Below are 14,642 nucleotides of genomic sequence, written 5' to 3'. Positions count from 1 at the left end.
GGTAGGGTCGGTTCGATGGAGTGGAGTTTTCAGTCGGCCGAAGAGCTTTCGGCGGCATTGCGGGCGGGTGAGGTTTCCTCGGTGGAATTGACCGAGGAGGTGATTGCTCGTATCGAGCGGGACGACAAGGCGATCAATGCGGTGTGTGTGCCGGATTTCGATCGGGCGCGAGGAGCCGCGCGCGAGGCTGATGCGGCGCGCGGGCGAGGGGAGGACGGCGCACTGCTGGGGATTCCGGTGACGGTCAAAGAGTCCTATAACGTTGCCGGGTTGCCGACCACCTGGGGTGTGCCGGAGCAGCGGGACTTTGTGCCGCAGGAGGATGCGGTACAGGTTTCGCGGTTGAAGGCCGCGGGTGCGGTGGTGCTCGGGAAGACCAATGTGCCGATCATGCTGGGGGATCTGCAGAGCTACAACGAGATCTACGGGACCACCAACAATCCGTGGGATCTCGGGCGGACCCCGGGCGGATCGTCCGGTGGTTCCGCCGCGGCGCTGGCGGCCGGGTTCGGGGCGCTGTCCATCGGGTCCGATATCGGCGGTTCGCTGCGCACGCCCGCGCATTTCTGCGGGGTCTACGCCCACAAGCCGACCTACGGGCTGGTACCGACGCGCGGGCATGTCCCGCCGCCCGCACCGGCACTGCCGTCCGACCGTGACCTCTCCGTCGTCGGCCCGATGGCACGCACCGCCCGCGATCTCGCCCTGCTGCTGGACGTGATGGCCGGGCCGGATCCGCTGACACTGGGCGTCGGATACGACTTGGCGCTGCCGGCCGCGCGCCACGAGCGGCTCGGTGATTTCCGTGTCCTGATTCTGGAGGAGCATCCGCTCATTCCGACCGGGTCCGCGGTGCGGGCGGCGGTGAACAAGGTCGCTGACACGCTTGTCGCCGCGGGCGCTCGCGTCGAACGGCACAGTCCGCTGCTGCCCGACCTGACCGAAGCCGCAACGCTTTACACCGAGTTGCTGCTGGCGACCCTCGCCGCCGGCTTCCCCGAGGACCGGTACGAACTGATGCGGACCTTCGCCGCCGCAGTGGGCCCGGACGACCGGAGTCTCGACGCAGCCCGGTTGCGTGGCGCTGCGTTCAGCTATCGCGATTGGATCGCCGCCAACGATCGGCGCGAAGTCCATCGCCACGGCTGGCGGCAGCTGTTCGCCGAATTCGATGTCGTGGTCACCCCGATCACGCCGACTCCGGCGTTCCCGCACGACCACAACCCCAACTTCGTGGAGCGACGGCTCGACATCGACGGCGCCGCATACCCGTTCGGCGATCAGCTCGTCTGGGCGGGCCTGGTGACAATGCCCGGGCTTCCCGCCACCGTCATCCCCGGGGGCCGGTCGCCCGAGGGTCTGCCGGTGGGTGTGCAGCTCATCGGCCCGATGCTGGAGGACCGCACTCCGCTGCGGCTGGCCGAACTGCTCGAGCAGGAGATCGGCGGCTTCGTAGCACCGGAGTAGGTCGCGCCGGCTCGGCGAAGCTCGGGGCGCCGCCGACTGCTTCCGGCGCACGCTGGTCCCGATGCTCCACGGTCAGCCCGTGGAGCATCGGGACCAGCACGGCGGATTACTGTGCCAGCCTGAGGATTTCACCTGTTCGAGCCAGATAGTCGTCGACCGAATGCTGATCGGAGTCGATGGCGGGCAGCATCTTCCGGAGTGGCGGCTCCCATGCCAGTTGCTGTTCGGAGAAGCACCGATTCAGTAGCTCGATCATGATCGCCGGGGCCGTCGACGCACCGGGAGAAGCACCCAGCAAGCCTGCGATCGTCCCGTCTGCCCCGGTCACCAATTCGGTGCCGAAGGTCAGAATTCCGATCTTGCCGGGATCCGGTTTGACCAACTGCGCACGCTGACCGGCCTGCACCGGATACCAGTCGGCAGGATCGGCGGCGGGGTAGAACCGTTGCAGCTGTGCGAATTTCCTGCGGCGCGTCGACAACAGCTGCCCGATCAGATAACCGACAAGCGCCAGATTCTGCACTCCGACCGCGAGCAGTACGCCGATATTGCGCAGCCGCAGGGTCGTGAACAGATCGACGAGCCGACCGTGTTTGAGCAGCCGTGTGCTGAATGTCGCGTAGGGACCGAACAATAGCGATTCGCGTCCGTCGACCACCCGCTTGTCGAGGTGCGGTACCGACATGGGCGGTGCGCCGAGTGCGGCTTGGCTGTAGACCTTCGCATCGTGCTGCTCGACGATTTCGGGATTGTCGGTACGCAGGAACTGGGCTCCGAAGGGGAACACCGCGTAGCCCTCAACCTCGGGAATCCGCGCCTTCTGCAGCAGCTTCAGCGCGTATCCACCCGCCCCGACGAACACGAACCGCGCGCGGACAGCGAAGCGCCGTTTGGTATTCCGATCTCGGCCGGTGACGGTCCAGAGCCCGTCGGAGTCTCGATGCAGTCCGGTCACTTCGTGCCGCGTCCGTACCTGCGCGCCCGCAGCGGTCATGGATTTCACCAGTGCCCGCGTCAAAGCACCGAAGTCGACATCGGTACCGCCCTCGTATCGAGTGGCTGCGACCGCTTCCGCACGGTCACGCCCGGCCATCAGCAGCGGCGCCCATTCGGCGATGACCTCGGGATCCTGGCTGTACCGCATTGCCGAGAACAATGGCAGGTCCCGCAGTGTCTCGAATCGCGTTCGCAGATAGGCGATATCGTGCTCACCGAACACGACATCCATATGCGGGGTGGAATTGATGAACGAGGCCGGATCCGCAATATCGCCATCCGCGACCAGCGATGCCCAGAACTGCCGCGACAGCTGGAACGCCTGCCCGATCTGTTCGGACTTCGCGGACTCGCTGGGATCGGGCATGTAGTTCAGTTCGCACAACCCCGAATGCCCGGTCCCCGCGTTGTTCCACGCATTCGAGCTCTCGGCCGCGACCTCGTCGAGGCGCTCGAACATGACCGTCGACCACTCCGGCCGCACCTTCGCGAGCAGTGCGCCCAGCGTCGCCGACATCACGCCGCCCCCGATGAGAACCACATCGAATACCTCTGCCGCTGCGGTGGATTCCGCTGCCTCGCGCACGCCTTCCATACGACTGCCTCCTGATCTGTGGTCCTGAAGACATCGTCACGCCGCATCGTCTCATCCGTCCAATGTCGATTTCGGGCGCATATGATCCGAATATGGATGGATATCTGTCGGCCGAGGTCGAGGCGCTCGCTCCACTGCTAGCCGCCTTCGACGCAGCCGCCGGTGAGGGTCACATCACACGCGCCGCACAGGTTCTGGGCATCCCGCAATCGTCGTTGAGCCGCCGCTTGAAGAGCGTCGAGAAGACGCTGGGCGTGCAGCTGTTCCAGCCGGTGGGGCGCGGTGTCACGCTCACCCCGGCAGGTCGTGAACTGTTCGAGCGCACCCGGCATCTGGTCGGCGCACTCGACGACGCGGTGAGTGTGGTGCGCAGCAATGCCGATCCGGAAAGCGGCCTCGTACGCTTCGGCTTCCCACTCACCCTGGGTCCGGTCAGCATCCCCTCACTGCTCGCCGACTTCCACAGCAGTGCACCGCGAATCCGCTTGCACCTCGTGCAAGCTCATGGAGAAGCGCTTGCCGCCCAGGTCAGGGAAGGGCTACTGGACCTCGCGGTGATGATTCCCGCGCCGGCCGACCTACCCGCAACGGTGCTGGGCCACCAGCGCATTCACCTCTACGTCGCCCGCACGCACCGCCTCGCCGATCGGGACGCGATCGACCTCGGCGACCTGGCCGAAGAATCCTTCATCGCCAGCCCGCCCACCTACCATCTGCGCCACCTCCTCGACTCCTGGTGCGCCGAGGCCGGATTCATTCCACGCGTGCCGTTCGAGATCACCGAATTCGAAACCCTGCGTGCCTTCGTCGCACACGGCCTCGGCATCGCCCTGCTGCCCGAACCCGAAATCCCGCACCCCGACCTGCATCGCATAGCGCTCGCCGGTCCGCGCGACCGCAGCATCGGCCTGGTCGCCGGAAACCATCGGCCGACCCCCGCCGTCGCGCGCCTGCACGACTACCTCGCGACGCACGCCATGGCCCACATCGACAAGGCCGCATCCTGAACAATGCGGCGATTCAGCTGACCCGCCCGGCATGCCGTGCAGACGTGCGGGATACGCCATCCTCCGATCATCTGGACTAATCGGTCATATCATCGATCTATGCCCACCAATCGGATCGAGGGGCGTACCGCGGTGTTTGCCGACTGGGCTTGGCAGGCACTGCTGGTCGTGGGCGCGTGTTCGGTGCTGGTGGGACTCACCCTGGCGGTCTGGCCGAACAAGTCCGTGACGGTCGAGGGCATCCTGTGCGGACTGGTCCTGCTGGCCACCGGCGGCGCGCAGTTCATCGTGGCATTCGGTGCAAATATCGCGACGCCCCTGAAGGTGCTGGAGTTCTTCGGCGGCCTGACGGCACTGCTGTTCGCCCTGTGGTGCATCAACAGCGGGCAGTGGGTGCTGTTGCTGGCCTTGTGGATCGGCATGGGCTGGATGATCCGCGGCATCGTGCAGGCGCTCGTCGCGGCCTGGTCCGACGAGTTCACGGGTTCGGGCTGGCAGGAGATCTTCGGGCTGTGCACGACGGTGGTGGGTGCCGTGGTCGCGGTCGGGCCCTTCCAGTCGACCGTCTCGCTCTCGGTGGCCGTCGGGTTGTTCACGATCGCCCTCGGCATTACCGAGATGTCGACTGCCGCGCGCGTGGAGCGCGCCGGCATGGCTTTCCAGTAGCGCCTCGCAATACTCTTCCCGCTACTGGGAGGTTGCCCAGATTGCACTGGCCACGGTGATCGGCTTTCGTATGTCTTTGGCCGCTGCACACGCGCGATGTCGCGGCCCACCGATGCCCGCCGAGAAGATTCATGGAAGATCCATTAAAAACAGCACTGCGGGATGTGATCACAAGACTCAAGGGCTCGACCGAACATCCTGGATTCTTGCAAGCGAGCGAAACGATCGCGAAGCACATTGAGAATTTCGGTGGGTCGGCTTCGCGTGCAGCTAAATCATTTATAGATGAAGATTCGCTGTCTGCGAGAAACATTTTGGAGCATTATGCGACGATAGGCGAACCGGAAGCTGTAAAACTTGCACCACCGGGTAGCTTGCCGCAATCGGCCAAGACATTCGGGATATGGCGTCGCGATGACATTCTTACCCGGGGCGAGCGTAAAGAGCTTAGGAGATACACCGGTGCCGGGTGCTACGACCTGAACGTTGCACTCCGAAATGATTATGTGACACCCGAACATCAGGTACGAATCGATGCCATCAACAGTGCGCTCGCCAAACTCCCCAACTACGAAGGCGTCGTGCATCGCGGCGCACAGCTACCGGCCGAGGTGCTGGCAAAATATCAACCTGGAGTTGTAGTCACCGAGAAAGCGTTTACCAGCACTTCGCGCGGCCTGTCACAGGCGTTTCTCGGAAACGGAAACGTGAGGTACAACATCTTCTCGAGATATGGTAGTCCACTGGGTAGATACTCGCAGAACCCTTGGGAGCGCGAGGTGCTATTTGGCTCGGGATCGAAATTTCTCGTGGTCCGCAGGATGGAGGATCCCCGTGTAGAAGAAGTCGAAATTGATATGATAGACCTCTAGTGGAACGGACTTCGGATGAGTGAGCACATAGCAGGGAAGACGTTCTCCACGCCGGAGGAAGCCGGCGTTACCCTCCCGGCTCCAGATGTAGTCGCTGAAGCTCTGCGTGCAATCGATGACAGCAAGCGGCTTCGCGACTCCGTTCCACCGAGTGAACGGATGCTGATGTCTCCGAAGTTCTCGGATCATTGACGGATGAACACCGCCCAGGTCAATGGCCACACCCGAGGCCGCCTGACCACCTGATCCACGTCGACACCTCCTGAATTCCACGATTGCTGGACCTTTGCCGGTACGGTTCGGCTATTCGTGTGCTCGAGGAGATCGTGCGACGAGACGCCGCCCGGTCACGGTGAGAGGCAGGGCGGATGGCGCGTAAGAACGGGACTGTGCTCGACGGGGAGCTGACCGAGGCGCTGATCAAGGCGAGACGGTTTTTCACCCGGGCGGACATATCACCGGATCTGCGCAGTGAATACCGCACCGGCGGACGCCAAGCCGACGATTTCTATCGTGACCGCTGGTCCCACGACAAAGTGGGTGCGCTCCACGCACGGCGTGCCGGCGATCCGGCGCCGGTCGACGCCGTACTGCGCCGTCTCGCCGCTATGCGCGGCTATATGCGCGATCTGAATCTGGGCCGCGAGGCGCGCCCGGAGATCGCCGCCAAGGTCGGCATGAGCGAAGAAGACCTCTACGACATGTACCGCCTGCTGGCGCTCGCCAAATACGAGGACCGCTACGTCATTCCGCCCGCGCACGCCGAACAGGCGCACGGCCTGGAGGAATTGGCCACCGACTGCAGCCTCGACTACGACGGCGGCCCCGGCATGACCGGTTCGGGCCCGTTCGGCGAGAGCTCCGGCCCCCTGACTCCCGTTGCGGTGGAGAACTTCCGCATGCTGCAGGAACGCCAGGCCGCCGATACCGGGGCGGCGATCGAAGGAGCCGGACGCGTCAATCTGCTCAATTGGGACGGCCGCGGAGCCCCGGACGGGCTCATGCCACAGACCAACGGCGGAAGGCACCGCAAATGAAGCTGACGGATTCTGTACGTTCCGGAGCGTGGCAGGTGCAATCGATGCTGCTCGGATATCCCGATGAGCGGCTGCTGGATTCGCTGTCGCTGCTGTGCCGGACGGCCTCGGCGCTGCCGGAGGCAGTCGGTGCACCGTTGCAACCGCTGTTGAATCATCTCGAACGCAGCCAACCGCTCACGCTGGCAACCGAATACGTCGAGACGTTCGATCATCGCAAGCGGTTCAGCCCGTATCTGACGTGGTTCCTGTACGGGGACACCCGCAAGAGGGGGATGGCGCTGCTGAAATTCAAACAGCTCTATCGCGCGTCCGGGCTGGTGCTCGATGACGGCGAGCTGTCCGATCACCTGTGCGTGGTGCTGGAATTCGCTGCCGCGTACCCGGAACCGGGGCAGCAGCTGCTCGAGGATCACCGCGCGGGAATCGAGGTCATGCGCCTTGCCCTGCGTGCCGCGCAGTCGCCGTGGACCGGGGTTCTCGAATCGCTCTCGGCGACGCTGCCCGCCCTGCGTGGCGACGAACACGATGCCATCGCACGGCTTGTCGCTGCCGGACCGCCCGGTGAGGACGTCGGCCTGGAACCGTTCGCCCCGCCGACCTACATGCCGCAGGTGATCGGAGCGCGGCGATGACGCTCAGCGCCGAGGATGTCCTGCTGTGGGTGGCGGTTCCCTATGCCGCACTGGCGATCTGCGTGGTCGGCCTGATCTGGCGGTATCGCTACCACAAGTTCGGCTGGACCACCCGCTCCTCGCAGATCTACGAGAACCGGCTGCTGCGGCTCGGCAGCCCGCTGTTCCACTACGGCATCATCTTCGTCTTCCTCGGGCATGTCATCGGCCTGGTGATTCCGGAGTCGTGGACCGATGCCGCCGGGATCAGCGAAAGCATGTATCACGCGCGTCATTCAGCCTCGGCGCGATCGCGGGGGTGGCCACCGTCGCCGGGCTGCTCATCCTGATCTATCGGCGGCGGACCGTCGGCCCGGTGTTCTCGGCGACCACGCGCAACGACAAAATGATGTACGTCCTGCTGGGTCTTACGCTGGCGCTCGGCCTCGGTGCGACGCTGCACGGCAATCTGACCGGCTACGCGCACAATTACCGCGAGGACATCGCGCCCTGGTTCCGCTCCATCTTCTACTTCCGGCCGAAGCCGGAGCTCATGGTCTCCGCACCACTGGGCTTCCAGCTGCACGCGCTCTGCGCCTGCGCACTCTTCGCCTTCTGGCCGTTCAGCCGTCTGGTGCACGTGTTCTCCGCGCCGGTCGGCTATCTGACCCGCCCGTACATCGTCTACCGCAGCCGTGAGGAATCCCTCGGCGCCCAGCGCCCGCCGCGCGGCTGGGAGCGGGTCCAGTAGTACTCGCTGGATCAGCTTGTGCGAGTGAAGGTATCGCTATTGGTCAGTACCGCGTGCGCCCAGGGCAGAGCCATCAGCTTGGGCTCTGCTCCCGGATAGGGCGGTTTGATCGCCTCGTCGGAGACCGCATGCCAGGCGGCGTGCAACTTCTCCTCCCGCAGCAGCCCGGTGAACGAGCAGATGCTGGCAATATCACCGGCCGCCACGAACGAGAACTGCGCGCACGGGCCGCGGTGCAGGCCGATGATGGGCACCGCGGAGGCGGCGAAGGCGCTGTCGCCCAATGCCGTCTCGAAGGTGCCGGTCAGCCGCCCGTCCGCATCATCGGTGATCGTCAATCGCGATCCGTACTCATTGACCCAGGAGCCATTCCAGTGCAAATCCATCACAGCTCCCGTATACCCGGATGACGCGAGGCTAATTCGAGATGATCGAGCCGGTGCGACCGCCCCGCGCGCGAGCACCGGGTTCGGTGGGCTTCCCGCGCGGTTCCGGCATAGGGTTCGGTGGTGACGAGCAACCCGTTCTTCGAACCCAGCACCCTGCCGTACCAGCTGCCGCCGTTCGCGGAAATCCGCGCGGAGCACTATCTCCCCGCCTTCGAGGCGGGCATGGCCGAGAAGCTGGAGGAGGTCAACGCCATCGCCGCCGCGGCGGACGCGCCGACCTTCGCGAATACGGTCGTGGCGCTGGAGCGTTCGGGGGCCGTGCTGACCCGGGTCGCCAATGTGTTCTTCAATATCGCCTCCTCGGACTCCACCAAGGAGACGGAGGCGATCGAGGCCGAGCTGTCGCCGAAGCTGGCAGCGCTCAGTGATGCGATGCTGTTGAACCCGCAGCTCTTCGCTCGCATCCGGGCGCTCCACGAACAGCGCGACAGCTTGGGTCTGAGCGCCGAGGAGTCGCGGCTGCTCGAGCGGTACCACACCCGATTCGTCCGGGCGGGCGCCGCGTTGAACGACACCGAGCAGGATCAGCTGCGGGCCTGGAATATGGAGTTGGCCTCGGCGACAACCGAGTTCGGGCACAATATTCTGGCCGCAACCAATGCCGCCACCCTGCTGCTGGATTCCGAGGAGCAGCTCGCCGGGCTCGCGCCCACCGCGGTCGCCGCGGCGGCCGAGAACGCCAAGTCGCTGGGACACGAGGGGGAGTGGGCGCTGAGCCTGCAGAACGTCTCCAACCAGCCGGTTCTCGCCGATCTGGCCGACCGCGATGTGCGGCACCGGATGATGATGGCCTCGCTGGGCCGTGGGTTCGGTGCCAGCAGCCCCAATAGTGAACTCGCAGGCCGGATCGCGAGCCTGCGCGCCGCGCGGGCCGCACTGCTCGGCTACCCGGACCATGCCACGTACATCGTGGCGGACCAGACGGCGAAGACGCCGGAGGCGGTCGAGGAGATGCTCACCCGCTTGATCGGACCGGCCGTGGCCAATGCCGAGCGCGAAGCAGCCGAGTTGACGGTGGCCATGCACGCTGCCGACCCGGCGGCGGGTGAACTGCACTCCTGGGATTGGCTGTATTGGTCGGAAAAGGTGCGGGCCGAACGGTTCTCGGTGGATGCCGATGCGCTGCGCCCCTACCTGGAACTGGAGCGCGTCCTGCGGGACGGCGTTTTCTATGCCGCGCAGCAGGTTTACGGCATCACCTTCCAGGAGCGTACGGATCTGGTGGGCTACCACCCCGAGGTCCGGGTCTTCGAGGTCTTCGACACCGACGGGAGCGGTCTGGGCCTGTTCCTCGGCGATTTCTTCGCTCGCCCGTCCAAACGTGGTGGCGCCTGGATGAACTCGCTCGTCGACCAGTCCGGTCTGGAGGGCACCAAGGCGGTGGTGATCAACAATCTGAATATCGTGAAGCCGCCCGCCGGCGACCCGGCGCTACTGACCTGGGACAACGTCCGCACCCTCTTCCACGAGTTCGGGCACGCGCTGCACGGGCTGTTCTCGGATGTGCAGTACCCGTTCTTCTCCGGCACCCAGGTGCCGCGTGATTTCGTGGAATTCCCGTCCCAGGTCAATGAGATGTGGGCGGCCCGGCCCGAAATCCTGGCCAATTACGCCCACCATGTCGAGACCGGCGAGCCCATGCCCGCCGAACTGATCGAAAAGCGTGTGGCCGCAGAACAATTCGGCGAGGGCTTCCGCACCGTCGAATACCTCGGTGCGACGCTCCTGGACTGGGCCTGGCACCGCATTACCACCGACCAGACCTCCGATATCGACGCCGAACTCTTCGAAGAAGCCGCCCTGCACAAGGCCGGCCTCGCCCTCACCGCGATCCCGCCCCGGTATCGCACCGGCTATTTCGCCCATATCTTCGCGGGCGGCTACGGCGCGGGCTACTACTCCTACATCTGGAGCGAAGTCCTCGACGCCGACACCGTCGAATGGTTCGAAGACGGCGCCGCCACAATCCGTGAGAAGGGCGAACAATTCCGGCGCGGACTGCTCGCCCGAGGCGGTTCCGTAGACCCCCTCACCGCCTTCGAATCCTTCCGCGGCCGCGCCCCGGAAATCCAGCCGCTCCTGGTTCGCCGCGGATTGACCACCTGAGTCTCACAGCCCGACCGTGAGGTTCTGGTTCCCGATCACCGACAGCAGGTCGAGCTTTTCCTGGCTGCTGCTGCCGGGTGTGTGATGAACAGCAGCAGGGCCTGATGCTGATCGGGATCGAGCAGGGTCTGGCAGTGCACTTCGATGATCCCGACCTCCGTGGGTGCCCCCGACAACTTGTAACAAGAGGGATGTGCTGAATGAACGTGGCGTATTGGATCGTCGGCGGCGTGCTGGCCGTGTTCTACCTGTATTCCGGTGGGACCAAAGTGGTGCAGTCCAAGGAAAAGTTGCGGCCGATGATGGGCTGGATCGATACCGTGCCGATGAGCTTCGTGCGCGGTATCGGCGGGCTGGAGGTGCTCGGCGCGTTCGGGCTGATCCTGCCGCCGCTGACCGGTATCGCGCCGGTGCTCGCCCTGCTCGCGGCTGTCGGTCTGGCATTGGTGCAGGTCGGTGGGCTGGCGCTGCACATCAGCCGGCGCGAGTTCCAGGTGATCGGGTTGAATATCTTCCTGCTCGTCCTGGCATGTGTTGCCGCTTGGCTCGCGACCACCTGGCTGTAGTGCGAACGTATCGGAACACGTCGCTCAGGCCTGTGCGCTGTAGCCGGCCGGCTTGTTCCGGACATCGGCATTGAGGCCGCCCTGCAGCAAGGTCATGAAGCTGTAGGGCACGGCCGCAGGGGGAGCGCTGATCTCGTCCAGCCGGTGGCGGAGTTCTTCGGGGAGAGTGAAGTCGAGAGACGTCACGGTCGACTGGATCTGGTGAAGTTTGCTGGCGCCCAAGAGAACCGAGCCCACCGCAGGCCGGTTGGCCACCCAGTTCACGGCCACTTCGGCGGGGCTGCGGCCGACCTCCTCGGCCACCGCGGCCAGTTCGGTCACGATGCGCCAATTGCGCTCACTGCGGTTGTCCTGCGAAGGCCGGTGGATGGCAGCGACTTTGACGCGGCCCTCGGGCAGGTCCTCGGTGGCCGAGGCATCGGCGGAGTACTTGCCCGACAGCAAGCCCTTGGCCAGCGGACCCCATGTCATCAGACCCATGCCCAATTCCTGCGCCAGGGAAGGGAATTCGTATTCCAGTCCGCGCTCGGCCAGTGAGTACTCCAGCTGCAGTGCGATCAGCGGCGCGTAATCGCGCCACTCGGCCAACGTCTGGGCACGTGCGGCGTACCAGGCGGGGACGTCCGAGAACGCGATGTAGCGCACCTTGCCCGAGGACACCAGATCGTCCATCCCGCGCATCACCTCCTCCACCGGAGTCAGGCCGTCCCACGCGTGCATGATGTAGAGATCGATGTAGTCGGTGCCGAGCCGGCGCAGTGAATCCTCCAGGCAGCGCAGCATGGCTTTGCGGCCGTTGCCCGCCAGATTGGGATCACCGGGCCGCGCCCCGAGGGTGAACTTGGTGGACAGCACCGTGCGATCCCGAATCCCGCGCTCGGCGAGCAGTTTCCCGACCAGTTCCTCGCTCGCGCCACCGCTGTAGGCGTTCGCGGTATCGACAAAATTGCCGCCAGCCTCCAGGTAGGCGTCGAAGATCTGCCCCGAGGTCTCGGCATCCGCGCCCCAGTCCGACTGCCCGAACGTCATGGTGCCCAGAGCGAGTGGGCTGACCCGCAGTCCCGAACGGCCCAGCGTGTAATAGGTATCGAGCGCCATGATGCCTCCGTGCTGATCAATTTCTCATTACGATACTGAACGTGCAGTATCGTAATAGTAGGCTGGTCATCATGACAACCCCCGGTGAACCGGCCACCCCCGGCAGGCCACGCAGCGAGCGCGCCCGCCAAGCAGTCCTCACCGCGGCGCGCGAGCTACTCACCGATAAGGGTCTCCCCGGCCTGAGCGTCGACGACATCGCCCGCAGCGCCGGCGTCAGCAAGAACACCATCTACCGCTGGTGGCCCAACAAAGCAGCAGTCCTCATGGACGCCTTCGCCGAAGCCACGAGCCCCAAACTGGAATTCCCCGCCGACGGCGATGCCCTCACCAATCTCCGAACCCAGGTCCGCCAGGTCGCCCACCTGATGAACGCCCCCCGCGCCCGCCGCCCCTTCGTCGCCCTCGTCGCCGCCAGCCAGCACGACCCCGAACTGGCCACAGCCCTCCGCGAACGCTTCATCGCCACCCGCCGAGCAGGCGCCCATGCCCTGATCTCGAAAGCCATTGATATGGGCGATTTCCGCCAAACCTTGGACCCCGACATCGTCATCGACCTGATCTACGGCGCCCTCTACTACCGCCTCCTGATCACCGGTGCCCCCCTCAACGCCGACTACGCCGACCACCTACTCGACAACATCGAACCAGCCCTCCGGCCGGACGGACGATAAGCCGATCGCCGAACCGGTGGTTTAGCGGAAGGCTTCGGCGTGGGTTGTGGCCCACTGGGCGAAGGTTCGGAGGGTGCGGCCGGTGACGTGTTCGACGGTGGGGCGGACTAGGGATTCGTCGATGGCGCCGTTGACGTAGAAGTCGAAGAAGGCGTCGATGTATTCGACTGATCATGGATCGACGCTAGCAGTGCGCGGTCATCCGCTTCGGCCGATCACGGGGTGCGTCGAGCGTCAGCTCCGCACCGGGGCGAGCAGCGTTTCCAGCAGCAGGCGGGCGAACGCTTCGGGTTCATCGGTGAAACCGCTGTGGCCGCCCGGGAATTCGGTGACCTCGATGCCGAGCCGGTTGGCGAGTTCTGTCGCTGGACGTGCCGGAAGGTGTGTTCCGGTCTCCCGGCCCGAGCCCAGCACCAGCCGATCGACAACACCGGCGAGCGCATCGACATTCGGAATATGCGAAGTGAACTGGCGCAGTTCGTGTTCCATCATGATCGGGGAATTGGCCTGCAGGCGCGTCATCATGGCAGCGGCCCTGGGCGGCAGCTCCGCAGGCGCCGGCATCGGCTTCAAAGTTCCGCCGATCCCTTCCAGGAATCGCATACCCGCCGCGACCAGGCCCTCGGTGCGGAAGAGCGTGTACACCTCTTCGACGAAGGCACGCTGCTCCTCGGCATCGGGAAGGATTGCGAAGCACGGCGGTTCGTGCGCGACCAGCCGCCGGATGCGCTCCGGATGCCGAGCCAGCAGATCCAGGCCGGCAATCGCCCCGCTGCTGCCGCCGAATACGCAGGCGGGCTCATCGGTGAGATGCGTGATCAGCCGGTAGGCGTCATCGCTCTGCACCTGCACCCGCTGGTCCCGCGGCTCCGCGCCGTCGAGGGTGCTGCGGGAGTAGCCGCGCGGATCCAGGCAGGCCACGGTGAAGTGCTCGGCGAGCAGATCCGCGATCGGATCGACCACCGCGGCATCCCCGCCGCCACCCGGAATCATCAGCAGCAGTGGACCATTGCCGCGCACCTCGTAATAGAGGTGTGCGCCGGGCACGCGGAGGGTATCGGATCTCATCGGTTCTCCTTGACAGTCGGCCACTGCAGTAGCAGGACGTGCAGGGCATCCAGAATGTGCGCCCACGAGCTGTCGGTCTCGCGGGAGTGTGTGAAGCCACCGCTCGTCTCGAGCGTGGCGTAGCCGTGAAAAGTGCTGCGCAGCAACCGCCCTGCGTCGATGAGGTCGTCATCGTCGAGGTTGTAGGCGCGCAGCATGGCGGTCGTGAGTTCCACACTGCGCCGCAGGCCGGGGGCGTCGGCGATCGCGGTGGGATCGACCCGGCCCTGCGTGGCGGCATAGCGGCCCGGATAGCGAACCGCGAAGTCGCGGTACGCATCTGCGAAGGCGACAAGCGCATCCTTGCCCGCGCGTCCCGCGACGGCCGCGGCAATCTTGTCGGTCATCTCGACGGCACCCAACAGCGCGATACGCGTGCGCAGATCCTGCAGATTGCGCACATGCGAGTAGAGGCTCGGATCCTTCACGCCGAACTTCCTGGCGACCGCGGACAGCGTCACATTGTCGAACCCCACCTCGTCGGCGAGTTCGGCGGCGGCGCGGGTAATGCGATCGGCGGACAGACCCGCTCGGGGTGCCATCGCAGCTCTCCATTCTTCCTATGATGATTAGGCAAAAACCTAATATACATAGGTTTCCAGCATCGGCAAATGGTCCCGAACCCGTCTACCTGCGC

Annotated in this window: 13 protein-coding genes and 2 pseudogenes; 10 read left to right on the top strand and 5 right to left on the bottom strand. The window is 65.1% G+C overall.

Annotated features, from left to right (window positions below; translation table 11 throughout):
- The first annotated feature begins 15 nt into the window (after positions 1 to 15).
- Positions 16 to 1,467 (top strand): amidase, encoded by a 1,452-nt coding sequence (locus OG716_RS10495; protein ID WP_405137435.1) that lies wholly within the window; start codon positions 16 to 18, stop codon positions 1,465 to 1,467.
- A gap of 106 nt (positions 1,468 to 1,573) precedes the next feature.
- Here the strand turns inward: OG716_RS10495 and mqo are convergent, their stop codons facing one another.
- Complete coding sequence (mqo, locus tag OG716_RS10490; RefSeq protein ID WP_405137434.1) at positions 1,574 to 3,058, bottom strand: malate dehydrogenase (quinone); 1,485 nt, start codon at positions 3,056 to 3,058, stop codon at positions 1,574 to 1,576.
- 92 nt (positions 3,059 to 3,150) lie between these two features.
- On the opposite strand from mqo, the gene OG716_RS10485 reads away from it, so the two are divergent.
- The 6 genes and pseudogenes from OG716_RS10485 to narI all read left to right on the top strand — a co-directional run bounded on the left by OG716_RS10485 (position 3,151) and on the right by narI (position 8,005).
- Positions 3,151 to 4,065 carry a LysR family transcriptional regulator gene (locus OG716_RS10485; protein ID WP_405137433.1) on the top strand — a complete coding sequence of 305 codons (915 nt, stop codon included), beginning with the start codon at positions 3,151 to 3,153 and terminating at the stop codon, positions 4,063 to 4,065.
- A 99-nt stretch (positions 4,066 to 4,164) separates the two neighbouring features.
- Positions 4,165 to 4,731 carry a DUF308 domain-containing protein gene (locus OG716_RS10480; protein ID WP_405137432.1) on the top strand — a complete coding sequence of 189 codons (567 nt, stop codon included), beginning with the start codon at positions 4,165 to 4,167 and terminating at the stop codon, positions 4,729 to 4,731.
- A 131-nt stretch (positions 4,732 to 4,862) separates the two neighbouring features.
- Positions 4,863 to 5,603, top strand: a complete 741-nt coding sequence (locus OG716_RS10475; RefSeq protein ID WP_405137431.1) for an ADP-ribosyltransferase — start codon at positions 4,863 to 4,865, stop codon at positions 5,601 to 5,603.
- A gap of 560 nt (positions 5,604 to 6,163) precedes the next feature.
- Positions 6,164 to 6,640: pseudogene (gene narY, locus OG716_RS10470) on the top strand (nitrate reductase subunit beta); the annotation flags it as partial.
- Entirely contained in the window at positions 6,637 to 7,275 is a 639-nt protein-coding gene (gene narJ, locus OG716_RS10465; protein ID WP_405137430.1) for a nitrate reductase molybdenum cofactor assembly chaperone, read from the top strand. The pseudogene narY and the gene narJ, both read left to right, overlap by 4 nt.
- Positions 7,272 to 8,005: pseudogene (narI, locus tag OG716_RS10460) on the top strand (respiratory nitrate reductase subunit gamma). Before narJ ends, narI begins: the two are co-directional and overlap by 4 nt.
- Positions 8,006 to 8,016: 11 nt before the next feature.
- On the opposite strand, the gene OG716_RS10455 reads toward narI, so the two are convergent.
- Positions 8,017 to 8,391, bottom strand: a complete 375-nt coding sequence (locus tag OG716_RS10455; protein WP_405137429.1) for an avidin/streptavidin family protein — start codon at positions 8,389 to 8,391, stop codon at positions 8,017 to 8,019.
- A 123-nt stretch (positions 8,392 to 8,514) separates the two neighbouring features.
- On the opposite strand from OG716_RS10455, the gene OG716_RS10450 reads away from it, so the two are divergent.
- The gene (locus tag OG716_RS10450; RefSeq protein ID WP_405137428.1) at positions 8,515 to 10,560 is read left to right on the top strand and encodes a M3 family metallopeptidase; all 2,046 of its coding nucleotides are present in this window, start codon (positions 8,515 to 8,517) and stop codon (positions 10,558 to 10,560) included.
- Positions 10,561 to 10,760: 200 nt separating this feature from the next.
- Positions 10,761 to 11,126, top strand: a complete 366-nt coding sequence (locus OG716_RS10445; RefSeq protein WP_405137427.1) for a DoxX family protein — start codon at positions 10,761 to 10,763, stop codon at positions 11,124 to 11,126.
- 24 nt (positions 11,127 to 11,150) lie between these two features.
- On the opposite strand, the gene OG716_RS10440 is transcribed toward OG716_RS10445, so the two are convergent.
- Entirely contained in the window at positions 11,151 to 12,224 is a 1,074-nt protein-coding gene (locus OG716_RS10440; protein WP_405137426.1) for an aldo/keto reductase, read from the bottom strand.
- A gap of 71 nt (positions 12,225 to 12,295) precedes the next feature.
- Here OG716_RS10440 and OG716_RS10435 point away from each other — a divergent pair, with 71 nt between their 5' ends.
- Positions 12,296 to 12,898: a TetR/AcrR family transcriptional regulator gene (locus OG716_RS10435; RefSeq protein ID WP_405137424.1), complete on the top strand. Its 603-nt coding sequence runs from the start codon at positions 12,296 to 12,298 to the stop codon at positions 12,896 to 12,898.
- 234 nt (positions 12,899 to 13,132) lie between these two features.
- Here the strand turns inward: OG716_RS10435 and OG716_RS10430 are convergent, their stop codons facing one another.
- Together OG716_RS10430 and OG716_RS10425 are read right to left on the bottom strand one after the other, a co-directional pair.
- Positions 13,133 to 13,966, bottom strand: a complete 834-nt coding sequence (locus tag OG716_RS10430; RefSeq protein WP_405137423.1) for an alpha/beta fold hydrolase — start codon at positions 13,964 to 13,966, stop codon at positions 13,133 to 13,135.
- Entirely contained in the window at positions 13,963 to 14,547 is a 585-nt protein-coding gene (locus tag OG716_RS10425) for a TetR/AcrR family transcriptional regulator (RefSeq protein ID WP_405137422.1), read from the bottom strand. Before OG716_RS10425 ends, OG716_RS10430 begins: the two co-directional genes overlap by 4 nt.
- Positions 14,548 to 14,642 lie beyond the last annotated feature (95 nt).

Source organism: Nocardia sp. NBC_01388, assembly GCF_045040085.1.
Lineage (GTDB): Bacteria > Actinomycetota > Actinomycetes > Mycobacteriales > Mycobacteriaceae > Nocardia.
The sequence above is the reverse complement of the archived record's forward strand: the minus strand, read 5'-3'. Positions and strand labels throughout refer to the sequence as shown.